General features: G+C 52.1%; 26 protein-coding genes. 24 read left to right on the top strand and 2 right to left on the bottom strand.

Annotated elements, in window-relative coordinates; translation table 11 throughout:
• Positions 1 to 3: 3 nt before the first annotated feature.
• From DW743_RS04675 to DW743_RS04740, 14 genes are all read left to right on the top strand, one after another.
• Positions 4 to 519, top strand: a complete 516-nt coding sequence (locus DW743_RS04675) for a MogA/MoaB family molybdenum cofactor biosynthesis protein (protein WP_117509367.1) — start codon at positions 4 to 6, stop codon at positions 517 to 519.
• Positions 520 to 540: 21 nt separating this feature from the next.
• Positions 541 to 1,584: a selenide, water dikinase SelD gene (selD, locus tag DW743_RS04680; RefSeq protein ID WP_055220516.1), complete on the top strand. Its 1,044-nt coding sequence runs from the start codon at positions 541 to 543 to the stop codon at positions 1,582 to 1,584.
• Positions 1,585 to 1,610: 26 nt separating this feature from the next.
• A complete protein-coding gene (gene yedF / locus DW743_RS04685; RefSeq protein WP_334294816.1) occupies positions 1,611 to 2,225 on the top strand; it encodes a sulfurtransferase-like selenium metabolism protein YedF in 615 nt (204 codons plus the stop codon).
• Positions 2,222 to 3,370 (top strand): aminotransferase class V-fold PLP-dependent enzyme, encoded by a 1,149-nt coding sequence (locus tag DW743_RS04690; protein ID WP_055266420.1) that lies wholly within the window; start codon positions 2,222 to 2,224, stop codon positions 3,368 to 3,370. Before yedF ends, DW743_RS04690 begins: the two co-directional genes overlap by 4 nt.
• A 57-nt stretch (positions 3,371 to 3,427) precedes the next feature.
• Complete coding sequence (locus DW743_RS04695; protein WP_022462466.1) at positions 3,428 to 3,664, top strand: DUF3343 domain-containing protein; 237 nt, start codon at positions 3,428 to 3,430, stop codon at positions 3,662 to 3,664.
• A 15-nt stretch (positions 3,665 to 3,679) separates the two neighbouring features.
• Complete coding sequence (locus DW743_RS04700; protein ID WP_022462465.1) at positions 3,680 to 4,051, top strand: winged helix-turn-helix domain-containing protein; 372 nt, start codon at positions 3,680 to 3,682, stop codon at positions 4,049 to 4,051.
• Positions 4,052 to 4,201: 150 nt separating this feature from the next.
• Positions 4,202 to 5,047, top strand: a complete 846-nt coding sequence (gene yqeB, locus DW743_RS04705) for a selenium-dependent molybdenum cofactor biosynthesis protein YqeB (protein ID WP_117760645.1) — start codon at positions 4,202 to 4,204, stop codon at positions 5,045 to 5,047.
• A 29-nt stretch (positions 5,048 to 5,076) separates the two neighbouring features.
• On the top strand, positions 5,077 to 6,102 hold the full coding sequence (locus tag DW743_RS04710) for a molybdopterin-binding protein (RefSeq protein ID WP_055227949.1): 1,026 nt from the start codon (positions 5,077 to 5,079) through the stop codon (positions 6,100 to 6,102).
• Positions 6,103 to 6,105: 3 nt separating this feature from the next.
• Positions 6,106 to 7,077, top strand: coding sequence for a GTP 3',8-cyclase MoaA (gene moaA, locus DW743_RS04715; protein ID WP_055227950.1), 972 nt, complete (start codon positions 6,106 to 6,108; stop codon positions 7,075 to 7,077).
• Between the two features lie 37 nt (positions 7,078 to 7,114).
• Positions 7,115 to 7,552, top strand: coding sequence for an MOSC domain-containing protein (locus DW743_RS04720; RefSeq protein WP_022462461.1), 438 nt, complete (start codon positions 7,115 to 7,117; stop codon positions 7,550 to 7,552).
• Positions 7,553 to 7,581: 29 nt separating this feature from the next.
• On the top strand, positions 7,582 to 8,604 hold the full coding sequence (locus tag DW743_RS04725) for an XdhC family protein (protein ID WP_117760647.1): 1,023 nt from the start codon (positions 7,582 to 7,584) through the stop codon (positions 8,602 to 8,604).
• Between the two features lie 26 nt (positions 8,605 to 8,630).
• Positions 8,631 to 9,578 (top strand): molybdate ABC transporter substrate-binding protein, encoded by a 948-nt coding sequence (modA, locus tag DW743_RS04730; protein ID WP_117760649.1) that lies wholly within the window; start codon positions 8,631 to 8,633, stop codon positions 9,576 to 9,578.
• A 153-nt stretch (positions 9,579 to 9,731) separates the two neighbouring features.
• Positions 9,732 to 10,436, top strand: a complete 705-nt coding sequence (gene modB / locus DW743_RS04735) for a molybdate ABC transporter permease subunit (protein ID WP_117760651.1) — start codon at positions 9,732 to 9,734, stop codon at positions 10,434 to 10,436.
• Between the two features lie 10 nt (positions 10,437 to 10,446).
• A complete protein-coding gene (locus DW743_RS04740; RefSeq protein ID WP_117760653.1) occupies positions 10,447 to 11,490 on the top strand; it encodes a sulfate/molybdate ABC transporter ATP-binding protein in 1,044 nt (347 codons plus the stop codon).
• A 91-nt stretch (positions 11,491 to 11,581) separates the two neighbouring features.
• On the opposite strand, the gene DW743_RS04745 is transcribed toward DW743_RS04740, so the two are convergent.
• Positions 11,582 to 12,955: a sodium-dependent transporter gene (locus tag DW743_RS04745; protein ID WP_117760655.1), complete on the bottom strand. Its 1,374-nt coding sequence runs from the start codon at positions 12,953 to 12,955 to the stop codon at positions 11,582 to 11,584.
• 124 nt (positions 12,956 to 13,079) lie between these two features.
• Positions 13,080 to 14,156, bottom strand: coding sequence for an NAD(P)H-dependent flavin oxidoreductase (locus DW743_RS04750; RefSeq protein WP_117760657.1), 1,077 nt, complete (start codon positions 14,154 to 14,156; stop codon positions 13,080 to 13,082).
• 462 nt (positions 14,157 to 14,618) lie between these two features.
• On the opposite strand from DW743_RS04750, the gene DW743_RS04755 reads away from it, so the two are divergent.
• The 10 genes from DW743_RS04755 (at position 14,619) to atpG (ending at position 24,023) form a co-directional block, all read left to right on the top strand.
• A complete protein-coding gene (locus tag DW743_RS04755) occupies positions 14,619 to 15,197 on the top strand; it encodes a nitroreductase family protein (RefSeq protein ID WP_117760659.1) in 579 nt (192 codons plus the stop codon).
• 410 nt (positions 15,198 to 15,607) lie between these two features.
• Positions 15,608 to 18,205, top strand: coding sequence for an alpha-L-rhamnosidase (locus DW743_RS04760; protein ID WP_117760916.1), 2,598 nt, complete (start codon positions 15,608 to 15,610; stop codon positions 18,203 to 18,205).
• Positions 18,206 to 18,453: 248 nt separating this feature from the next.
• Positions 18,454 to 18,738 carry an AtpZ/AtpI family protein gene (locus DW743_RS04765; protein WP_055227958.1) on the top strand — a complete coding sequence of 95 codons (285 nt, stop codon included), beginning with the start codon at positions 18,454 to 18,456 and terminating at the stop codon, positions 18,736 to 18,738.
• A 104-nt stretch (positions 18,739 to 18,842) separates the two neighbouring features.
• Positions 18,843 to 19,265, top strand: coding sequence for a hypothetical protein (locus DW743_RS04770; protein ID WP_117509356.1), 423 nt, complete (start codon positions 18,843 to 18,845; stop codon positions 19,263 to 19,265).
• A 166-nt stretch (positions 19,266 to 19,431) separates the two neighbouring features.
• Complete coding sequence (locus DW743_RS04775) at positions 19,432 to 20,193, top strand: F0F1 ATP synthase subunit A (protein WP_022462450.1); 762 nt, start codon at positions 19,432 to 19,434, stop codon at positions 20,191 to 20,193.
• 50 nt (positions 20,194 to 20,243) lie between these two features.
• Positions 20,244 to 20,522: an ATP synthase F0 subunit C gene (atpE, locus tag DW743_RS04780; protein WP_022462449.1), complete on the top strand. Its 279-nt coding sequence runs from the start codon at positions 20,244 to 20,246 to the stop codon at positions 20,520 to 20,522.
• Between the two features lie 37 nt (positions 20,523 to 20,559).
• Complete coding sequence (gene atpF / locus DW743_RS04785; RefSeq protein WP_022462448.1) at positions 20,560 to 21,063, top strand: F0F1 ATP synthase subunit B; 504 nt, start codon at positions 20,560 to 20,562, stop codon at positions 21,061 to 21,063.
• Entirely contained in the window at positions 21,060 to 21,599 is a 540-nt protein-coding gene (gene atpH / locus DW743_RS04790; protein ID WP_117760661.1) for an ATP synthase F1 subunit delta, read from the top strand. Before atpF ends, atpH begins: the two co-directional genes overlap by 4 nt.
• A 9-nt stretch (positions 21,600 to 21,608) precedes the next feature.
• Complete coding sequence (atpA, locus tag DW743_RS04795) at positions 21,609 to 23,138, top strand: F0F1 ATP synthase subunit alpha (RefSeq protein WP_117760663.1); 1,530 nt, start codon at positions 21,609 to 21,611, stop codon at positions 23,136 to 23,138.
• Positions 23,139 to 23,156: 18 nt separating this feature from the next.
• Entirely contained in the window at positions 23,157 to 24,023 is an 867-nt protein-coding gene (gene atpG, locus DW743_RS04800; protein WP_055227962.1) for an ATP synthase F1 subunit gamma, read from the top strand.
• The last annotated feature ends 19 nt before the right edge of the window (positions 24,024 to 24,042 follow it).

A 24,042-nucleotide genomic window follows, 5' to 3' on the forward strand; every position in this document is an offset into this window, starting at 1 on the left:
AGCATGGCAGAAAAGAAAGATTTCCCGGTTTTCCGGGTGGGAATTGTAACGTTAAGTGACAAAGGATATCAGGGCGAGCGCGAGGATAAGAGCGGCCCAAGGATCAAAGAGCTGCTTCCGGCGGAGCAGTATGAGGTCGTTTCGATGCGTCTTCTGCCGGATGAGCGGGCGATGATCGAGGAGGAACTGATCCGGCTTGCCGATCTGGAGCAGTGCGATCTTGTCCTCACGACAGGCGGCACGGGATTTTCCATGCGGGATGTGACACCGGAGGCAACTCTGGCGGTATCCGGCCGTGTGGCACCTGGCATCGCGGAGGCGATCCGCGCGGGCAGCATGGCGATCACAAAACGGGCGATGCTGAGCCGGGCAGTGAGTGCAATCCGTCATCGGACGCTGATTATCAATCTGCCGGGAAGCCCGAAGGCGGTGGAAGAGAGTCTTGGATTTGTACTTGATACCCTGCCGCATGCGTTGGGACTTCTGCGCGGAACGGACGGAGAGTGCGGAAGAAGCTGAAAAAAGAGGGAACAGGTAACGATGGAAGAAGAAAAAATTATTTTCTGTAAGAGCGGCGGCTGTACGGCAAAGCTCGGGGCAGGCGTGCTCGAACATATTCTGGAGAAGCTGCCGAAAGGGGAAAAGGATCCGAATCTGCTGGTGGGCTATGACAGCAAAGACGATGCATCCGTCTACCGGCTGACGGACGACCTTGCGATGGTCCAGACGCTGGATTTCTTTCCGCCGGTGGTGGAGGATCCGTACACGTTTGGAAAAATTGCGGCGGCGAATGCCTTAAGCGACATCTATGCGATGGGCGGAGAGGTGCGGACAGCCCTGAATATCGTCTGCTTTCCGGAACAGATGGATCTGAATGTCCTCGGAGAAATCATGCGCGGCGGCGCGGAAAAGGTGCAGGAGGCGGGCGGATCGCTCTCCGGCGGTCATTCGATTGCGGATGACAGTGTAAAATACGGCCTTTCTGTCACGGGAACCGTGCATCCGGACCGGATCTGGCAGAACAATACGGGCCGCGTGGGTGATCTGCTCATTCTGACGAAACCGCTCGGAACCGGCATTCTCTGTGCGGCGCACCGCGTCGGGGAGGAAAACCCGGGTGGATTTCAAAAGGCAGTGGAATCGATGATGACGCTGAATAAGTACGCCTCGGAGACGGCACGGAAGTATAACATTCATGCCTGTACCGATGTAACGGGCTTTAGTTTCCTAGGACATCTGCATGAGATGATGGAGTCGGGCGTGTCCTGCCATATCTGGGCGGATCAGATTCCGGTGTTCCCGGGGGCTGTGGAAGCGGCGGAGGAGTTTCTGATCACTGCGGCAGGCCAGCGGAACCGGAATCATCTGGAGCAGCATGTGACCTTTAAGGATATACCGTTCGGCATGCAGGAGGTGCTGTTTGATCCGCAGACATCGGGAGGGCTTCTGATGGCCGTGGATGCCGTGGATGCAGAAAAAATGCAGAGAAAACTGCTGGAGCAGGGGATTCCGGCAGCAATCGTTGGAAAAATCACAGAGCCGGCAGGAACCGAAATTTATGTGACACAGAGCAGGAAATGGTAAGGCAGGGAGGATGAAAAATGGCAGAGATGGAGAAAAAGACAGTAAACGCAATGGGTGATGTGTGCCCGGTACCGCTGGTAAAGGCAAAAAATGCGATTGCAGAACTTGCGGGAAGCGGAAAAGTGGAGGTTCTGGTGGATAATGAAATCGCCGTGCAGAACCTGGAAAAAATGGCGCAGCAGAAAGGATATGGCTTTCTGGTAAAAGAGAAGAAAGAAAAAGAGTATCATGTGGAGTTCACCGTATCGGAAACAGAGCCGGCTGAAACAGAAGAGAAAACCGTATGCCTCGTACCGGCGGCAAAGAAAACAAAACTCGTCGTTCTTTCTGCAGACCATATGGGCGAAGGAGCCGAGGAGCTGGGTAAAATTCTGATGAAGAGCTTCCTTTATGCACTGACCCAGCAGGATGAGCTGCCGGATACGATTCTGTTCTACAACGGCGGTGCAAAGCTGACCTGCGAGGGTTCCGAGTCCCTGGAGGATCTGAAAGATCTGGCAGCGCGCGGCGTTGAAATTCTGACCTGTGGAACATGCCTGAACTTCTACGGCATCACCGAAAAGCTGCAGGTCGGCAGTGTGACCAACATGTATGACATCGTGGAGCGCATGAGCAGCGCAGACCGCGTGATTAAGCCATGATTTACCTCGATTCGGCGGCAACGTCGCTGTGGCATCCAAAAGAAGCAGAGGAGCGTATGATCCAGGCACTGCGCGGCTGTGGAAATGCAGGCCGCGGTGCACACGATGCGACACTGGATGCGGGCCGCATCGTCTTTGAGACGAGAATGCGGCTGGCAGAGTTGTTTCACGCGGAGAGTCCGGAGCGGATTGCGTTTACGTGCAACGATACGGAGGCACTGAACACGGCAATTTTCGGACTCTTCGGGCCGGGGGATCATGTGATCACGACAGTCTGCGAGCATAATTCCGTTCTGCGCCCGCTGTATGCACTGGAAAAACAGGGACTGGAGCTTTCCGTGATTCCGGCGGATGTATCTGGAAGGATCGATTATGATCAGATGGAAGCGGCAGTGCGGAAAAACACGAAAGCGTTTGTCGTCACGCATGCCTCCAACCTGACCGGAAATATCACGGATCTTGCGCGGGTGTGCGAAATTGCGGAACGCCATTCCCTGCGTCTGATCGTCGATGCGGCGCAGACAGCGGGGATTCTGCCGATTGATGTACAGAAAAGCGGGATCGACGTGCTCTGTTTTTCCGGCCACAAGGGACTATTAGGGCCGCAGGGAACCGGCGGAATCTACGTTCGTCCCGAACTTTCGATCCGGCCGCTCAAAATGGGCGGAAGTGGAATCCGAAGCTATGAAAAAGAACAGCCTGCGGCGATGCCGGAGCATCTGGAAGCGGGAACTTTAAATGTCCACGGAATTGCGGGACTTCTGGGAGCGCTGGAATATCTGGAGAAGACGGGGATTGAAATGATTTACAAAAGAGAGAGGGAGCTGATGCATCTCTTTCTGGAGGAAATTCAGGGAATCCCGGGACTTACTTTATATGGAACAGACGATCTGCAGCAGCGGGTACCAACGGCGGCATTAAACATCGGCTCCTGTGATTCGGGATATGTCAGCGACTGGCTGTATGAGAACTATGGTATTGCAGTCCGAAGCGGGGCACACTGCGCGCCGCTGATGCACGAAGCACTCGGGACACGGGAGCAGGGAGCCGTGAGGTTCAGCTTTTCCCATGTACTGACGGAAGAAGAAGTCCGGATTGCCGCGCAGGCTCTGCGGGAGTTTGCCGAAGAAGAAATGCAGCAGTGAGAGAGGCGGCAGCCGGCATCCGGGATACAAAAGAAGCTGGAAAAAGGAAGAAACGATATGAGACAGCGAAAAGAAACCTGGATTCTGACGTTTGCGGGGACAACGCAGGCGATGCAGATGGAGCAGTATGCGAGAGCGCACGGCCTGCCGGGAAGGATGATCCCCGTTCCGCGGGAAATTACGGCGGGCTGCGGCCTTTCCTGGAAAGCAGCGCCGGAAGAGGGAAAAGAAATCCTTGCGGCACTTCAGACGGCGGGACTTGCCTATGAGGCGGAGTACCGTGTGCTGTTGTAGAGGTGTGAGGTGGAAATGGAAGAAAAAGAAGAAACATTACGACAGAAGCTGCGGTACGACATGCGGCTGCGCGTCAGCCGGACGGATCATGCCTTCGGTCCCGGTGTGGCGGAGCTGATGGAGCATGTGGAAGCAACCGGCTCCCTTTCGAAGGGTTGCAAATGCATGCAGATGGCGTACTCGAAGGGATGGAAAATCTTAAAGCGCGCCGAGGAGGATCTCGGCATCCCGCTGGTACAGGGCAACCGGGGCGGCAGCAACGGCGGCCAGACGGTACTGACCCCGGAGGGAAAAGAATTCCTGAAGCGGTACCGGAAGTTTGAACAAGAAGTCCGCGCAGGCGCCGATGCGTCGTTTCAGAAGTGGTTTGGAACAGAAGAAAAATAACATTTTTTACGGGGACACGTTGACAAAACGGGTCCTTTCCTGTATTTTATTAATGGAAAAAGCGTTATTCTCGCACGAGAATAACGAGGCAGACCGCGGAAGACGGAAGAAAACGGCGGCTGCTGAAACGAAAGAAGGAAGACAGCGAAGATGAAAAAGAAAGATCTGATCGTGGTGCGGGGAGCAGGAGATCTTGCAACCGGTACGATCCATCGTCTGAAAAAAGCGGGCTTTCGTCTGCTGGTTCTGGAAGCAGAGCACCCGGCGGCGATCCGGCGGCAGGTGGCTTTGAGCGAAGCGGTATATGCCGGCAGTGCCAGGGTAGAGGACGTGGAAGCCGTGCACATGGACGTGGATCTCGCAGAGAAAAAGAACCGGAAAGAACTTCTGGAACAGGAAATGGAACGGATCTGGAAGAAAGATGGTGTTCCGGTGCTCGTGGATCCGGCGGGACTAAGCATTGCAGCACTTCGCCCGGCCGTCGTGGTCGATGCGATTCTGGCGAAGAAAAATCTCGGGACGACAAAAGAGATGGCGCCGCTTGTGATTGCCCTCGGACCGGGCTTTACGGCAGGAGAAGATGTGGATGTTGTAATTGAGACGAAGCGCGGTCATAATCTTGGACGCGTGATCCGAAGCGGAAGCGCGGTTCCGAACACTGGCATTCCGGGCATCATCGGCGGGTACGGAAAAGAGCGTGTGATGCATGCACAGGCGGAAGGTATTCTGCGGAATGCGGCTTCGATCGGAGACATTGTGGAAGCCAGGGCTGTGATTGCAGAGATTGAGACAGAAAACGGGACGGTACCTGTGGAAGCATCTCTCTCCGGTCTGCTGCGCGGGCTGATCCGCGACGGCTATCCGGTGACGAAGGGATTTAAGATTGCGGACATCGATCCGCGGAAAGAAGAACTGCAGAACTGCTTCACGATTTCCGATAAGGCGCGGTGCATCGCCGGAAGCGTGCTGGAAGTGATCTGCGGGGAACTGGAATAGATTCAAATAGAAAAAGTGAGGCGTTTCAGATGAAACTGATGAAAACAGAAGACGCGGTAGGCCAGGTGCTCTGCCACGATATTACACAGATTATCAAAGGTGTGACAAAAGATGCGGTATTCCGCAAAGGCCACATCATTACAGAAGAAGATATTCCGGTACTGTTAAGTGTCGGAAAGGACAACATTTACATCTGGGAAAAGGACGATACAATGCTGCATGAAAATGAGGCGGCACAGATTCTTTACGATATGTGTAAAAACGATCACATGCATCCGTCCGATGTCAAAGAAGGAAAAATTGAACTGATCGCGGACTGCGACGGTCTTTTGAAAGTGGACCGCGAGAAGCTGAAAAAAGTAAACAGCCTCGGCGAGATGATGATTGCGACGCGCCACGGTGATACATACGTGAAAAAAGGCGACAAACTGGCGGGAACGAGAATTATTCCGCTCGTCATCAAAAAAGAGAAGATGGAGACGGCACAGGCAGTCTGTTCCTACGGGCCGATCCTGACCTTAAAGCCGTTCCACAAGAAAAAATTTGCGGTTCTGACAACGGGAAATGAAGTGTATTACCATCGGATCGAGGACACCTTCACACCGGTTATCCAGGAAAAGCTGGCAGAATTCGGCGCGGAGATGATCTTTCATGAGGTTTACGATGATGATGCATCGAAGATCACAGACGGATGCCGCCGCGCGATGGAAGCGGGTGCCGATCTTGTCTTCTGCACCGGAGGAATGAGTGTGGATCCGGACGACAAGACGCCGCTGGCGATCAAAAATACCGGAGCACGCATCGTTTCCTACGGCGCGCCGGTGCTGCCGGGAGCCATGTTCCTTCTGGCGTATGCCGAAAATGGAACACCGATCGTCGGCCTGCCGGGATGCGTCATGTATTCGAAACGGACGATTTTCGATCTTGTCCTTCCGCGCCTCATTGCAGATGATGAGGTGACAGCGGAGGAGCTGGCCGGTCTTGGCGAGGGCGGTCTCTGCCTGAACTGCAAGGTCTGCACCTTCCCGAACTGCGGTTTTGGAAAAGGCAGATAAACGATGAAGGATCAGTATGACAGAACGATAGATTACCTGCGGATTTCCATCACGGACGCGTGCAATTTGAGATGCCGGTACTGTATGCCGGAGAGTGCGGCGGGCTGTGCACTGGAGCAGGCGGAACAGAATCCACCGCTTACCGTCGAAGAGATGCTGAAGATTGTGCACGCCGCGGCTGGGCTTGGCATCACGCATTACCGGATTACCGGAGGGGAACCGCTGGTAAGAAAAGAGTGCGTGGGGCTGGTGCAGAAAATAAAAGCAGTGCCGGGCACCGCATCCGTTGGGATCACGACGAATGGCGTGCGCCTGGCATCGTGTGCGAGGGATCTGAAGGCGGCTGGCTGTGACAGTGTGAATGTGAGCCTGGATACCGTGGATGCGGCAGAGTTTGCGGCGCTTACCGGACGCGATGCGCTGGAGCAGGTAAAGCAGGGCATCTGCGCGGCCAAAGAGGCGGGTCTTTTAGTGAAGCTGAATGCGGTGCATCGAAAAGAACTGCATGCGCAGGAACTGATTGAATTTGCAGAGCAGGAAAAAGTCCCGGTGCGGTTCATCGAGGTGATGCCGGTGGGCGCCGGAAAATCGTACGTGGGTCCGTCGAATGAGGCGCTGAAAACAGAGCTGGAACAGTGGTATGGGGCATGTACGCCGGACCAGGAAAAAGAAGGAAACGGTCCTGCGGCTTATGTGCGGTACGAAAAGCTGTCGATGCCCGTCGGCTTTATCAGCGCGATCCACGGAAAGTTCTGCGGAAGCTGCAACCGCGTACGGCTGACAAGCCGCGGCTTTTTAAAGCTCTGCCTCTGCTATGAGAACGGCGTGGATCTGCGGGAGGTTCTGCAGAACGGAACGGCGGCGGATCTGCGGGATGTGATGGCACAGGCAATCTTAAAAAAGCCGATGGAACACTGCTTTGAGCGGCCGAAGGATATGACAGAGCACCACCTGATGTCCGGTATCGGCGGATGAAATGACGGCGGTTCGAAAAGAAGAGGAAACAAAAGAAATGGGAAAAATCATAGGAATCTGTATCAGTGAAAAACGGGGAACGGCAAAGCACGAGGTGGAAACGGCGAAGCTGGTGGAAGACTGGGGCATCGAGGGCGATGCACACGCCGGGCACTGGCACCGCCAGGTGAGCCTTTTGTCGTATGAAAAAATAGAAGCCTTCCGTGCAAAGGGGGCGGATATTCCGCTCGGCGCCTTCGGGGAAAACCTGATCGTGGAAGGATATGATTTCCGGAATCTGCCGGTCGGCACGCGGTTTTCCTGCGGGGATGCGCTGCTTGAGATGACGCAGATCGGAAAGGAGTGCCACAGCCACTGCGAGATTTTCAAACGCATGGGTGAATGCATCATGCCGCGGGAGGGCGTTTTCGCGGTGGTGCTGCGCGGCGGCACGATTCAAAAGGGTGACACCATCGAACTGGTGACGGAAAAGTAGACCAGAGATCAGACACAAGGAGAGGAAACATGGACGAACTTTACCGGAAACTGCTTGCACAGCTGGAAGAGGGACAGGACACGGTTCTTGCCTTTATCACCGAAGGGGACGGCTCCATTCCGCGCACGACGGGCGCCTATATGCTGGTCGGCCGGGAAGGACGGATTTTCGGAACTATCGGCGGCGGAAACCTGGAATATCAGGCGGTTCTGCATGCGCAGGAGCTGGTGCAGGAGAAGAAAAGTGAATACAGAGAATACGATCTCGGAACCGGAGAGGGGAAGGGGCTTGGCATGGTCTGCGGCGGCAGAGTGAAGGTGTGCTTCTATTTTATGAATGGAGCGCACGGCGAAGCAGAAAGTCTGGCGCAGGCACTTGCGGCGCAGGAGCGGTACCGCAGTTACTGGATTTTTTTTGCGCTGGACGGAACCGGCATCCGCGTGCTGGAAAAAGAAGCGTGGGAAATGCTTCCGGCGGCACAGGAAAAAGCGGGCCACTGCCGGATTCTGGAACTGGACGGGAAAACGTATTACGCCGAGGAATTCTGCTACGACGGAAAGGTTTATCTGTTCGGCGGCGGCCATCTGGCCCAGGAACTCGTTCCGGTGCTGCATCATCTGGATTTCTGCTGTATCGTACTCGATGACCGGGAGGAATATGTGGACAAAGCATTGTTCCCGGATGCCGGGCAGACCATGCTGGTGGATTTTACGAAATTGGACGAGATTCTTTCGATCCGGAAAAATGATTATCTCGTGATTGTGACACGCGGCCACCGGTGCGATGCGGATGCCGAGGCGTTTGCGCTTCGCACCGGCGCGTCGTACATCGGTGTGGTGGGAAGCCGCAGAAAGACAAAGTATGTGCGCGAAAAACTGGAAGCGCAGGGTTTTACCGGAGAACAGCTCGACAGTGTCTATGCCCCGATCGGAATCGAAATCGGAAGCGAGACGCCGGCGGAGATTGCAATCAGCATTGCCGCACAGCTCATTCAGATCCGGTCAGCAAAAACCGGAAAACGAAAAGGTGCACATCCGGCGCTTCATACGTAAATATACAAAATGAGGAGTCAATTATCATGAAAAAGAAAACAGTATCCATTCTTCTGATGGCAGCTATGGCACTTTCTCTTGCCGCATGCGGATCTTCCAATTCCACAGATTCTTCCAGCAAGAGCAGCTCCAAGGCAGAGAGCACATCTGCATCCAGCGCTTCTTCGGAAGCAGAGAGCGCATCCAGCGCCAAGAGCACAGCAGACGGCGAAGTATTTGACGATACCACCGTCACCGTATTTGCCGCAAAGAGCCTGAACTCCGTAATGGAGATGCTGATCAGCGAGTACAATAAGACCCAGCCGAATGTCAAACTGGTTGGAAGCTATGACAGCTCAGGAACCCTGATGACACAAATCGAAGAGGGTGCATCCTGCGACGTATTCTTCTCCGCAGCAGCAAAACAGATGGATCAGCTTGAGGGTGAGAATCTCCTGGTTGAGGGAACCCGCCACAACATCGTAAACAATCAGGTCTGCGTTGTAACCTATGAGGGAAGCAATACAGAAGTTACGGGCCTGGAGGATCTGAACAAGGCATCCAGCATCGCACTGGCAGACGGTTCCGTTCCGGTTGGAAAATACACAAGAGAAGCACTGGTCAATGCAGGCATTCTGGAGAAAGCAGACGACGTATCGGCCATCACAACCCAGCAGGTTTCCGAAGCGCTCGGCGGCGTGGAAATCAATGAGTGTGCAAACGTAGGAGCCGTTACTTCCGCAGTTGCAGAGGGATCCAACGAGGTTGGTACGGTTTATTATTCCGATACCTACGGTCTGGAGGACCGTCTGAAGGTTCTGCAGGTCGTTCCGTACGATCTGACCGGAAATGTCATCTACACGGCAGCACAGGTTGTCAACAAAGAGGCAGATGAGACCGAGCAGGCAGCAGCGAAAGACTTTGTAGAGTTTCTGACTTCCGATGAGGCAGCCGCCATCTTCCGGAATTATTACTTTGATACAGAGGTAGAATAAAAAGAAGATCCCACAAAAAACAGCAGGGATTTGGAATCACCGTCCGAAAAAGAAAGATTTCGTTTCTACGGACGGTGGTTTTGCATCAGAGAAAATCCGGGCAGGATGCGTGATGCAGGTATGCAGGGCTGCCGTGGATAGAAAGGAAATGTTATGCAGGAAATACTGGATTTTTTACAGTTACTGGACTGGAGCCCGCTTGTCATTTCGATCAAGACCGGTATTGTGGCGACGATTCTGTCCTTTTTCTTTGGTATTTTTGCCGCGCGTGCGGTGATGAAGCTGCGTCCCGGCGCGCGTGCCGTAATTGACGGCTTTCTGACACTTCCGATGATTCTGCCGCCGACCGTTGCAGGCTTTTTCCTGCTTCTGATTTTCAGCCTCCGCCGTCCGTTTGGTGCTGCACTGTATGAGAATTTCAGTATCAAGGCAGTACAGACATGGCTTGGCTGTATTCTGGCGGCAACGATTATCGCGTTTCCGCTGATGTACCGCAATACGAGAGCGGCATTTGAGCAGGTGGATACGAACCTGATCTATGCGGCGCGGACGCTTGGTATGTCGGAGTGGAAGATTTTCTGGAAAGTGGTCATCCCATCGGCAGGTCCCGGCGTGCTCTCCGGTACGGTACTGGCATTTGCAAGGGCGCTCGGTGAGTACGGTGCGACGTCGATGCTGGCCGGAAATATTCCGGGAAAGACGGGTACCGTTTCCCAGAAAATCGCAATGGTGATTCAGGACGGGGATTATAAAACGGCGGGTTTTTGGTCTGTTGTCGTACTGCTCGTCGGATTCCTTGCGATGACGGCAATGAACCTTCTCGGTAACCGGAGAAAGAAAAATCAGAAACAGTGGTAGAGGATAAAGAATGGCGCTTGAAGTAGATATTACGAAAAAGCTGGACGGCTTTTTTATGCATATGCAGTTCCGGGCGGAGCAGGAGATTTTTGCGATTCTCGGCGCGTCGGGCTGTGGAAAAAGCATGACCTTAAAGTGCATCGCCGGAATCGAAAAGCCGGATGAGGGGCGGATTGTCCTTGACGGCAAGGTGCTGTTTGATTCGGAGAAAAAAATCAATCTGCCGCCGCAGAAGCGGAAAGTCGGTTATATGTTCCAGGATTACGCCCTGTTTCCGCATATGAATGTTGTGCAGAATATTGAGGCAGGCATGGGAAAACGGCCGGACCGGAGCCGGACGGAATCGTTAATCCGCCAGTTTCAGCTGGAAGGGCTGGAGAAAAAGATCCCGGGACAGCTTTCCGGCGGACAGAAACAGCGCGTCGCGATGGCACGGATGCTCGCAGCAGAGCCGGAGCTGATTCTGCTCGACGAGCCGTTTTCAGCGCTCGATACCTATCTGAAATGGCAGTTGGAGCAGGAGATGTACAAACATCTGAAGGAGGCCGGAAAACCGGTCATCTTCGTATCACACAACCGCGATGAGGTGTACCGCCTCTGCGATACGGTCAGCTGTATGAACCGGGGAAAGATGGAAGTCATGGAACCGCTGAAGGAATTTTTCCAGAATCCGAAGACGCGCACAGCGGCAATTTTGTCGGGCTGCAAGAACATTTCGGCGGCCGAGCGGGTGGATGCGCACACGCTGCGGGCCGTGGACTGGGGCGTAACGCTGCACGTAAAGGAGCGGGAAATTGCAGACGATATCCGCGCAGTCGGCATCCGGGCACATTTTCTGGCCACAGTAGAAAGGCCGGGTGAGGAAAATGTATTTCCGGTCAACGAATCCGAAATCTGGGAAGATCCGTTTGAATGGAACATTTCGTTCCGGAAGAATGCCGAATGCAGCTGGCTGCAGTGGAATATCGCAAAAACAGACTGGAGCCCGGAAATGGGGATTCCAAAGGAGCTGTATCTGAAGGAGGAAGATATTCTGCTGCTGACGGATTCCTGATGCTGGTGTGACAGATTTGGATAAAAAAAGATTGTTTTCGAAATCGTGATCGTGTTTCGAAAACAATCTTTTTTCATCGTTTACAGATTCATTACATGGTGATCCAGCCGAATGCATTTGCCACGGAACTGAACAGAATGATCAGTGCAAACACCGGGCAGAGATACTGGATCATGACAAGAAAGATTTTCTTTCTGCGGAAGCGGCTCTCACCGTGGATGATTTCTTCCTCGATTTTTGCCACACCGATGACTCTCGAAACGAGAAGACAGGTGGCAATGGCAGCAATTGGCATCATCACGGAGTTCGTCAGGAAGTCGAAGAAATCCAGGAACTGCATGCCAAGAATGGTGACGGAGGAAAGCGGTCCGTAGCCAAGGCAGGAGAGCGTTCCGAGCGCAATCATGATAACGCCGATCAGAACGGTCGATTTTTTACGGCCCCAGCCGAGCTCATCCTCAAAGGTGGAAACGGCGCTTTCTGTCAGTGCGATGGAGCTGGTCAGTGCGGCAAACAGCACCAGAAGGAAAAACAGAATACCGATCACAGTGCCAAAGCCCATATTGGCGAATACCTTCGGGATGGTGATAAACATCAGGGAAGGTCCTGCCTGCAGGGTATCCGGATTTCCGCCGGAGAAGGCAAAGACGGCAGGAATGATCATCAGGCCTGCCATGATCGCAATGGCAGTGTCAAAGATTTCGACGTTGCGTGTGGAATCCTCGATCGAGGTGTCTTTTTTCATGTAGGAGCCAAAGGTGATCAGAATACCCATCGCAATCGAGAGGGAGTAGAACATCTGTCCCATGGCGGCAACAACGGACATCCATGAAAAGTTTTTGAGGTTCGGAACAAGGAAATACTTCACGCCTGCCAGTGCGCCCGGTCTTGTTACGGAATAAACGGCAATGATAACGGAAAGGACGATCAGAATCGGCATCATCACCTTGGAAACGCGTTCAATGCCGTTTCGCACACCGGCGTAGATGATGGCGACCGTAATAAGGCAGAAAACGGCAAAACAGAGCTCTGTGGAAACTCCGTTTGAGATGAAGCCGGAAAAATAGCCGTCCTCTGCGAGCAGGGTACTGTTGCCCTTCACGTATTCGATCAGATATTTGATGACCCATCCTCCGATGACAGAGTAGTATGGAACGATCAGAATCGGGATAATGGCGTTGATCCAGCCCCCGGCGGAAAGCCATTTCGATTTGCCGAACGACTGGAAAGCGCCGACCGGGCTTTTTCGTGTCATGCGTCCGATGGCGGACTCGGCAACGATCATGGAGTAGCCGAAGGTGAGCGCCAGCAGGATATAAATGAGGAGGAAAATTCCTCCGCCGTATTTTGCTGCGAGGTAGGGAAAACGCCAGATATTTCCAAGTCCGACGGAAGCGCCTGCTGCAGCCAGCACGTAACCGATTTTGCCGGAAAACGAGCTGCGGGATTTGTTGTGTTTGTTCATAGAGTTCCTTCCTTTTGTGTGTTACAAAAATTTTGGGTTTATGGTCAGTTCTTGAAGATTTTTTATGCTGACACCATAAAGAAGATTGTAACATTATTGGGAAGGAAAGTCACTACTAAATTTTTTATTTTTTGCTGTCCGGCAGGGATTCCCCGGCCAGTTCCGCCATCAGCTCCGGCACGGTGGTCATGTGATCGAGACGCCATGCATTTTCTCCGCAGAAAAGGAGAGCGTTGTCGGTATCGCCATCGGCAGCGCGGGTCAGGGCAGTGGTAATACAGTAGGGAATGGAGGCTTTGTCGCATTTTTTGAGGCACTGGTAGCAGTGTGAGATTTTTTCCCGTTCCTGTTCGCGTTCCGTCAGAAACGGATTGCGGATTGCGCGGCCCGGCATGCCGACCGGACTGTGCATGATCGTGATATCTTCTTTTTTTGCATTCAGGTATGCCTGTTTGTAGCGGGGATCGGCATCGCATTCTTCCGTGACAACGAAACGGGTAGCCATCTGGACGCCTGCGCAGCCAAGCGACAGATAGTGAAGGATATCCTCATGGGTGTAGACGCCTCCGGCAAAGACGACGGGGATGGTACAGGCATATTTTTCTTCGTAGCCATGTACAATCTGCAGAATTTCCCGGATTTCGTCATCGTAGCCGCGCCGTGCTGTTTCTTCCACGGTTTCGGCGGAGTAGCCCAGATGGCCGCCGGCCGCGGGACCTTCGATGACAACAAGGTCAGGGACGCGGTGATAGTGATTATCCCAAAGCTTCAGAAGAACTTTGGCAGTCCGGGGCGGGGAAACGATAGGGGCGAGCTTGATGGAGCTTCCCGCTGTGTATTTTGGCAGATCAGTCGGGAGACCGGCCCCGGAGATGATGAGATCGGCTCCGTTTTCGATGCAGCAGCGGACGTATTCCTCGTAGTGGGTCAGGGCGCACATGATATTGACGCCGATGATGCCGCCGTTTGAAATTTCTTTGGCGCGGCGGATGTGGAAGGCGAGTGCGCGGAGATTGGCACTTAAGGGATCACGCGCGAATTCCGGATCGCGCCAGCCGGGCTGGGCGGCGGAGATGACGCCGATTCCGCCGGATTTGGCGACGGCGCCGGCGAGGGATGAGAGGCTGATGCCGACGCCCATTCCGCCTTGGATGATGGGGTATTTGGCAACTAAATTTCCTATTTTTAATTCTGGAAGCATATAAATTCTCCTTTGTGGTAGGAAGGACGACCTCAAGCCAGTCGCCGCGCCGTGGAGCGTCTTCCGGGCAGGCGCGGTTTCGGAGGCCGGGAAACTCTAAGTCCATGAAATTTTGCTAAAAGCGCTTTCGAAAACGGCAAACTCGCTGCGCTCAGACAGTGCCGTTTTTGAAAGCAACGCAAAATTCCATAGACTAAGAGTTTGCGGGCCTCCTGCAAATGCGCCTGCCCAGAAGATGCTCCATGGCGCGGCGACTGGCTTGAGGTCTGGTTATTGGTGACGAATAAATAGAATAAATATGTGATGTAAAATACTTTAGCATGTGGTTTTTAAAACTAGATATATAATACTTTGAATATCAAAGTATGTCAAGAGGGAAAATGAAAAAGGTGATTGCGGGGGGTGGGGAGGTGTGGTAGAGTGGGTGGTAGAAAGTAAATTTGAGACAGGAGGATATGGGACATGTTAAGGGATCTGGTGTTGAAGAACAGGAGTTATCGTGGATTTGATGAGTCGGTGCGGATTTCGCGGGAGACGTTGGAAGTGTTTGTGGATTGCGCGCGGCTTTGTCCTTCGAGTGTGAATAAGCAGCCGTTGAAGTATTTTCTGGCGTGGGAGCCGGAAGAAGTGGAGAAGGTGCAGGGGCTGACAAAGTGGGCGCGGGCGCTGCCGGATATGGTACTGCCGCATCCGGGAAAACGGCCGACGGGTTTTGTTGTGATCTGCCAGGATAAGAGGATTGATGAGAATCTGAACCGGTATCAGAAGGATGTCGGGATTGTGGCGCAGACGATGCTGCTTGCGGCTGTGGAGCAGGGGCTTGGCGGCTGCATGATCGGGAATTTTCAGGCGGGCGAGGTAATGGAGGTACTTGGACTGCCTGAGGAGATCCGGCCGCTTTTGATTGTGGCGTTTGGAAAACCGGCGGAGGAGATTCATCTGGTGGATGTGCCGGAGGATGGGAATACGAATTATTACCGGGATGAAAATGATGTGCACTATGTGCCGAAGAGAACGCTGGCGGATGAATTGCTGAACTGAAGATAGAAACTGAAGATAGAGCCGGAAAATTCCGGAAAAATGTCGGATGAACCGTCCTAAAAAGTTAGATCTAAAAAATCTGATTTCTTGGGGCGGTTCAAAGAATCCGGCATTTTTTTACTTTACAGGAAACTTCGTTGAATTTTCCTGTAAAGTCAAAAGCCCTCCGGGCAGGATCGCACTGCGGCGGAGGGGAAAGGAAAGCACAGGCTCTTATTAGTTTCGGTGTAGCCCGAAAAAGGGAAAATGTCCCATACTTTCTGGCAATCCGGGAGATGTCTGGTGGCAGGAAATGGTGCAAATAAAGATGTTTTTTCCTGCAAAACAGAACCTTTTTTCTCGAAAGGGATCATGATAAAATGAGAAAAAATGGGGGAATTTTCAAAAATAAGGTGGAGGAGGATATTGAAATGAAAATTTATCACGCACAGGTGAATCATCTGGAAAATCCAATGGGGTTCCGAATGGAGAGAACGGTCTTTTCCTGGAAAGTGAAAGACGCGGAAGGAAAAAAACAGAGCTATGCGAGAATCCGTGTAGCATCGGATGCAGCGATGGAGCATCTGCTGTTTGATTCCGGAGAGGATGATAAGGCGAGCAGTCTTTTCTATCCGGTGAAGCTGGATCTGGAGCCGAGAACGCGGTATTACTGGAACGTGGAAGCGGGCAGTGATGCCGGGGAGACGGCGGTGAGTGAAGTACAGTTTTTTGAGACCGGAAAACGGAATGAAGCATGGACAGGAAAATGGATTTCCTGTGACAGTAAGGAGAACCGTCATCCATATTTTGAAAAAGAAATTGTTCCGGCAAAAGAGGTAGCGAAGGCCAGGCTGTATGTCTGCGGACTTGGACTGTATGAGGTGTATGTGGATGAGAAGCGTGTCGGGGATGAGTACCTGACGCCGTACAGCAATGATTACAATGAATGGGTACAGTATCAGACGTATGATGTGACAGAGGAGGTTTCAAAACAGGGAATGCTCCGTGTGCTGCTTGGAAACGGCTGGTACAAGGCGCGGTTTGGATTCAGTGCGTTTGAGGACAAGGGATTTTACGGCAATGAGTGGAAGCTGATTGCGGAGCTGCATCTGACGTATGCGGACGGTTCGGAAGAGGTGATTGGCACGGATGAATCGTGGCAGGTGCGGCGCAGTAAAATTGCATTCTCGAATCTTTACGACGGTGAGCACCGGGACGACACGCTGTCGGAACTGCCATTGGAGAAGGCGGTTTTTTGTGAGGCACCAAAAGGAGAACTGACGGAACGCATGAGCCTTCCGGTGACGATTCATGAGACGTTTGAACCTAAAGAACTGCTTCATACTCCGGCCGGCGAGCTGGTCTTCGATATGGGGCAGGAGTTTACGGGAATTTTCAAGCTGCATGTCAACGTGCCGGCAGGAACCAAAATTCATGTTCAGACAGGTGAGATTTTGCAGCGCGGCAATTTCTACAATGACAATCTGCGGAGTGCAAAATCCGAATACATCTATATTTCCGATGGAACCGAAATGGATCTTGTGCCGCATTTTACGTTCTACGGCTACCGTTACGTGAAGATCGAAGGCATTCCGGATCTGAAAAAAGAGGATTTCACGGGTCTTTCTTATTACAGCAACATCACAGCGACAGGCTGGATGAAAACAGGAAGTGATTTGGTCAATCAGCTCATCAGCAATGTGCGCTGGGGCTTAAAGTGCAATTTTGTGGATGTTCCGACCGACTGCCCGCAGCGTGATGAGCGCATGGGATGGACGGGTGATGCGCAGGTGTTCTCGCCGACGGCGATGTATCTCGAAGATACGTATGCATTTTATGCAAAATACCTGTACGACATGGCAAAAGAGCAGAGCGTGCTCGGCGGAAAGGTGCCGCATGTGGTGCCATCGTGCGGCATCGAGGATGCAGCGTGTGTCTGGGGCGATGCGGCGTGTATCATTCCGTGGAATCTATATCTGTTTTATGGGGACAAGAGCATTCTGGAAGATCAGTTTGTGAGCATGAAATCGTGGGTGGACTACATCACGAAAGTGGATGGGGACAACCATGGCTGGAGATATGTATTCCACTTTGGCGACTGGCTGGCGCTTGACAATCCGGTGCAGGGCGCTGAGCAGGTCATGGGTGCAACGGACGAGGAGTTTATTGCAAACCTGTATTATGCGATCAGCGCAGGAATCGTGGCAAAAGCGGCCGGTGTGCTGGGATACCGCGAGGAGCAGGAGAAGTATCAGAAGCTGTCCGAGGAGCAGTTTGCTGTGGTACAGGAAGAATATTACAGCGCAACAGGCCGCTGCTGCATCAAAACACAGACGGCGCTGCTGCTGACGCTGAAATACCATCTGTCAAAGAACGAAGAGCTGACAAAACGGCAGCTTCTGAAGCTGTTTGAGCAGAGTAACCACAAACTGAAGACGGGATTTGTCGGAACACCATTGCTGAACAATGTGCTCACCGACAACGGCATGAATGATCTTGCCTACGAACTGTTGCTGAACGAGGAATTTCCGGGTTGGCTTTATGAGGTTAAGCTTGGTGCAACTACCGTCTGGGAACGCTGGAATTCCCTTCTTGCGGACGGTACGATTTCCGGCATCAGTATGAACAGTATGAACCATTATGCTTACGGCTCCATCCAGGAATGGATGTTCCGTCACGTTGCCGGCATCAACACGATGGAATCCCATCCGGGTGTCAGGACCGTACAGTTTGCACCGACGCTGAACTGGGATTTGAGGTATGCAGAGGCAAAATATGATTCTGCATCGGGAATGTACAGCATTCGCTGGGAGCTTTCCGACAAAGAGCACGTGACCATCACCATGGATGTTCCGTTCGACTGTACCGCAGAGGCCGTACTTCCAATGGTTGCCAAAAGTGAAAAAGAAGCGGTTGCAGAAGTGCTCGGATCAGAAGAAAACGGTAGATACCTGCTGGAGCCGGGACACTATGAGGTAAGCTATCAGCTTTCCGGTTGGAAAGAAAAAACGGCAGTATGTGTGGAATAAAACCGCAGTTTTTTTCAAAAAATAAGAAGCGAGGTGAACGCTGCAATTTTGCAATGGGACAAAATGAGAAAATTGTTCCAATTATTATGAAAAGAATGTAAATAAAAACAAATAATTTGGAAAATATACAAATTCATTTGTCTTATGAAAACGTTTATGATACAATCTGACTAAGCGGTTACAAAAATGGAAGACAGAACGCAGACCCGAAAGTCTGACAAAAAAGAGACGGCAGAAAGGGACAGGATATGAAGAAGTGGACGGGGATGATTACCAATCTCACAATGTTGACACAATTCGGACTGTCCCTTGTGACGCCTCTTTTTCTTTGTCTGGCACTTTGCTGGTGGCTTTGCGACCGCTTTTCGGTTGGAACATGGATTTATCTGCTCGGCTTTTTCTTTGGGATCGGAGGCGGTGCCGTGACAGCCTGGAAATTCGGGCAGAGCGTTCTGCGGCATCAGAAACGCATCGAGACGGAGCCGGACGGAAAAAAGAAGAAAAAGCGGGTGTCTTTCAACCGACATATTTAGAACGTGTCTGAAAAAGTTTTCACAGTTGACGAAGATCAAGTGGCAGAGAAAAGATTTCAGACTGATTTTAAGGGGAAAATCCATTAGAAAGGAAACAAGGCGATATGAGCAATTTCGGAGACAAGGTCCAGCCGGCCGTAAAAAAGGAGACGAAAAATGTTGCCATCTATACTGTTGTCGGCGTGGTTGTGATGTGGGTCGGGTTTCTGATCCTGCACCTGATCTGGCCGGAAAAAATCCCATTTGACTATCGGGTGATCCTCGGGGGAATCGGAGGCGGTGCCGTTGCGGTGCTGAACTTTTTCCTGATGGGCATGGCAGTACAAAAAGCAGTGTCCGAGACAGACGAGGCGGGAGCAAAACGGCGGATGCAGGCAAGCTATTCGCAGAGAAACCTGATGCAGATGCTCTGGGCAGTTCTGGCGATTGTGCTTCCATGCTTCCAGTTTGCTGCAGGAATCCTGCCGCTTTTAATTCCGGGAACGGCCATCAAGCTGAAGGGCATAAAAAACAGCATAAAGCGCTGAACCTGATCTTTGGCGAAAGCCGCAAAGACGGGACGGCGTTTTGAAACCGAAACAGCGAAGCAGCGATTCGGTTATGAGCAAGCAGCGAAGCGGATTGTGAAGATCCGCTTTGACAAAAGGTTCAAATTTTTTATTTTATCTCATACAGAGGAGGTGAGAAAAGAGAATGGAGGTTGATATCTCCGGTGCAAAAGTCTTTTTTACGATCCCGATCGATTTTCCGCTGTTCGGGAAAATTCAGATCAGCGAAACGCTGGTGGTAAGCTGGATTGTAATGGCACTCATTACCGGACTTTGCATCTGGCTCACAAGAGATTTGAAGATACGGAACATCTCCAAACGCCAGGCGGTGGCAGAAATGATTGTGGAGACCGCAAATAAATTCGTCATCGGCAACATGGGAGAAAAATTCCGGTATCTGATTCCTTTTGTGTCGGCGCTTTTCGCGACCAGCGTTGTCTCGAACCTGATCAGCCTGATCGGACTTCGAAGTCCGACAGCAGATCTTTCCACCGAGGCGGCCTGGGCTGTTGTGGTTTTCATCATGATCACCACACAGAAGATCAAAACCAACGGTTTTGGCGGATATCTGAAGGGCTTCACGACTCCGATTGCGGTTATGACACCGTTTAACGTTTTGTCGGAGCTCGCAACGCCGATCAGTATGGCGTGCCGTCACTTTGGAAACATTCTTTCCGGCGTTGTCATCAATGCCCTGATCTACGGATCGCTGGCACTGGCAAGCGGAAAGCTGCTGGGACTGCTTCCCGGCGTGCTCGGAAGAACCCTTTCACAGATCCCGATTCTGGACGTCGGTGTCCCGGCTGTTCTGTCGGTCTATTTTGACTGGTTCTCCGGCGTGATGCAGGCCTTTATTTTCTGTATGCTGACTGTCATGTACATTGCGAATGCAGCAGAAGAAGGCTAAAGAGATTAAAAAATGAGGTTTACAAAAAGAAAATACAGGAGGAAAACAAGATGGATTTTCAGATTTTAGCAAAAGGTATCGCTCTCGCAGGATGCGCAATCGGCGCAGGATGCTCCCTGATCGCAGGTATCGGACCTGGTATCGGTGAAGGTAACGCCGTAGCAAAGGCACTTGAGGCAATCGGACGTCAGCCGGAATGCAAAGGTGATGTAACAAGTACGATGCTTCTTGGCTGTGCGATCGCAGAGACCACAGGTATTTACGGTTTCGTAACCGGCCTGCTTCTGATCTTCGTAGCACCGGGAATGTTCATGAACTTCCTGAAATAGTTGCAAGGAGTAAATGATTGCTAGGAGGAAAGAAACTATGCAGGTTCAGGAACTGGTAGGAATTGTCCCCTGGACTTTTATCGCACAGATCTGCAACCTCTTCATCCAGATGTATCTGATCAAACGGTTCCTTTTCAAACCGATCAATGAGATGCTGGAAAAACGGCGTGCGGCAGCCGATGCGGAGATCACAGACGCAGAGGCGGCAAAAAAAGAAGCCAACGCCATCAAAGAGGAATATGAGCAGAATATGCAGGAGGCCAAGGCAAAGGCCAACGAGATTCTCGAAAGCGCCAGAAAGACAGCGACGCTGCAGAGCGAGAAAATCGTAAAAGAGGCTTCCGAACAGGCAGCTGCCCTGAAAAACAAGGCAGAAAAAGAGATTGCCCAGGAGAAAAAGAAAGCGGTCAATGAAGTCAAAGGCGAGATCGGCGGCATTGCCATGGATATTGCCGGAAAGGTCATTGAACGTGAGATTAATGAAAAAGACCATGAGAAGCTGATAGATGAATTTATATCGAATGTAGGTGAAGCATCATGACAGAAACTGCCAGAGTATACGGTGGGAGCCTGTATGAGCTGGCCCAGGAGGAGCATCTCGAAGAGGAAATCCTTTCCGAGATGAAGGAGATCCGAGCTCTGTTCCGGGAAAACCCGGAGTATCCGCGCCTTTTATCGGAGCCTTCGATTCCGCGAAAAGAGCGGATCGGGCTGATCGACGCGGCATTTGGCAGCCAGGCGGAACCGTATTTGGTCAATTTTATCAAACTGCTGTGTGAAAAAAATCTTCTCCGTGAATTCGGCGGATGCCAGGAAGCATTCCAGCGCAGATACTACGCAGCCCACAATATTGCTGAGGCAGTTGTGACGAGCGCAGCATCCCTGTCGAAGGAACAGGAAGAGCTTCTGAAGAAAAAACTGGAAACAATGAGCGGAAAAACGGTCGTGATGGAACTGAAAACCGATCCGTCCGTTCTGGCGGGTGTCCGCGTGGAGCTCGACGGAAAGCTGTTTGACGGAACCGTAAAGGGACGTTTGGCCGAGCTTTCCAGAAGAATCAGCGATACAGTGGTGTAGGAGGAAAACATGCAACTGAAACCAGAAGAAATATCCAAGGTCATCCGCAGCCAGATCAAATATTATGAAAATGCGATCCGGCAGGATGAGACAGGCACCGTTCTGATGGTCGGAGACGGAATCGCGAGAGCCAGCGGTCTTTCGAACTGTATGGCAGGCGAGCTGCTGGAGTTTGAGGATGGAAGCTATGGAATGGCACAGAACCTCGAGGAAAACAGCGTATCTGTCGTTTTATTCGGTTCCGGCGAGAACATCAGCGAGGGACAGCTTGTAAAAAGAACGGGAAAGGTCGTTTCGGTTCCGGTCGGAGAAGGTATGATCGGACGCGTTGTCAACGCGCTCGGCCAGCCAATCGACGGCGCAGGCCCGATTACGGCAGCAGAGTACCGTCCGATTGAAAGCCCGGCACCGGGCATCTGTGAGAGAAAAGGTGTTAATCAGCCGCTGCAGACCGGTATTAAAGCGATCGATTCCATGGTTCCGATTGGAAGAGGTCAGCGAGAGCTGATCATCGGAGACCGTCAGACCGGAAAGACAACGATCGCAACCGATACCATTCTGAACCAGAAAGGCAAGGATGTGATCTGTATCTACGTTGCCATCGGACAGAAACGTTCGACAGTAGCGTCCTTAGTAGAAAATCTTGAGAAGAACGGCGCAATGGCGTACACCATCGTCGTGGCAGCGACGGCATCCGAAGCGAGCCCGCTGCAGTATATCGTACCGTATTCCGGCTGTGCCATGGGCGAGTACTTTATGTATCAGGGAAAAGATGTGCTGATCATTTATGATGACTTAAGTAAGCACGCGGTTGCATACCGTGCACTCTCATTGCTGATCCGCCGTCCACCGGGACGTGAGGCTTATCCGGGAGATGTTTTCTATCTCCATTCCAGACTTCTGGAGCGTGCCGCAAAGCTGGACGATGAACACGGCGGCGGATCCATGACGGCCCTGCCGATCATTGAGACCCAGGCAGGCGATATTTCCGCCTATATTCCGACGAACGTCATCTCCATCACAGACGGACAGATTTTCCTTGAGACAGAGCTGTTCCACTCGGGCGTTATGCCGGCGGTAAACCCTGGCGTATCCGTATCCCGTGTCGGTGGAAATGCGCAGATTAAGGCGATGAAGAAGGTAGCCGGAACTTTGAAACTGATCTATTCCCAGTACCGCGAGCTGGCAAGTTTTGCACAGTTCGGATCCGATCTGGATGCCGATACAAAGGCGCGTCTGGAGCAGGGTGTGCGTATCGTGGAAGTATTAAAACAGAACCAGAATGCACCGGTTCCGGTAGAAAAACAGGTGGCCATTCTTTATGCGGTAACGAAAGGAATTCTGTCAAAGGTTGCAGCTGAGGATGTCCGCGCCTATGAGGACGGACTGTATACCTGGCTTGATACCGATGCCGAGGGTGTTGCCGTGATGCAGGAGATTTCCGCAACCGGAAAACTCGAGGCAGATACCGAAGAGAAGCTGAAAAGTGCGCTCGAATCGTACACCGAAAACTTTATCAATACAAGACCTGCAAAATAAGGAAAGAAGGAGGAGCCTATGGCTGCAAACATGAAAGCCGTAAAGCTGCGGATCAAAAGTGTCGAAAGCACGATGCAGATTACCAAGGCGATGGAACTTGTAGCGTCCTCCAAGCTGCGAAAAGCGAAGGAGCGGGCTGATACCTGCCGTCCGTATTTTCAGGAGCTGTACCGCACTTTGCAGGATATTGCAAAAGGAAACACGGAATTTTATTCCATTTATGCAAAAGAGGCAAAAAACGAGAAATGCTGCTACGTGCTGGTTGCCGGAGACCGCGGCCTTGCGGGCGGATACAACGCGAATCTGTTCCGATGCTTTGAGGCAGATGCCAAAGGAAAAGAGATCTGTGTGGTTCCGGTCGGCAAAAAGGCAGTGGAGTATGCAAAATCCCGGAAGCTGGAAATCCTGACGGACAGCTTTGCCGAGATCGCAAATCTTTCTGTGGCAGACAGCTTTGAGATCGCGCGCGCACTGTGCCGTGAGTTCCGGAAAGGGACCTTCGGACATGTGGAGCTTTGTTACACAAAATTCGTGTCGATGCTGTCGCAGATGCCGGTTTCCGTGCCGATCCTGCCTCTGATTGACATTGCAAAAGAGGACGGAGAGGATCCGGAAGCGAAAAAAATCCGGAATCTGATCCTGTATGAGCCAAACGGTGTCGAGGTATTTGAAGCGATTGTGCCGGAATACTTAGGCGGCCTGATCTACGGCGGTATCTGTGAGAGTGTGGCAAGTGAGCTTGCGGCACGCCGTACCGCAATGGAGGCGGCAACGGGAAATGCAGAGGAGATGATTGAACAGCTCAATCTGTATTACAACCGTGCCCGTCAGGCAAGCATTACGCAGGAGATCACGGAGATCGTCGGCGGTGCGGAAGGCGTGTAAGAGTGGAAACAAGAAAAGT

It is taken from the genome of Blautia sp. AM28-27 (assembly GCF_003480905.1).
In the GTDB taxonomy this organism is placed as follows: Bacteria; Bacillota; Clostridia; order Lachnospirales; family Lachnospiraceae; genus Fusicatenibacter; species Fusicatenibacter saccharivorans.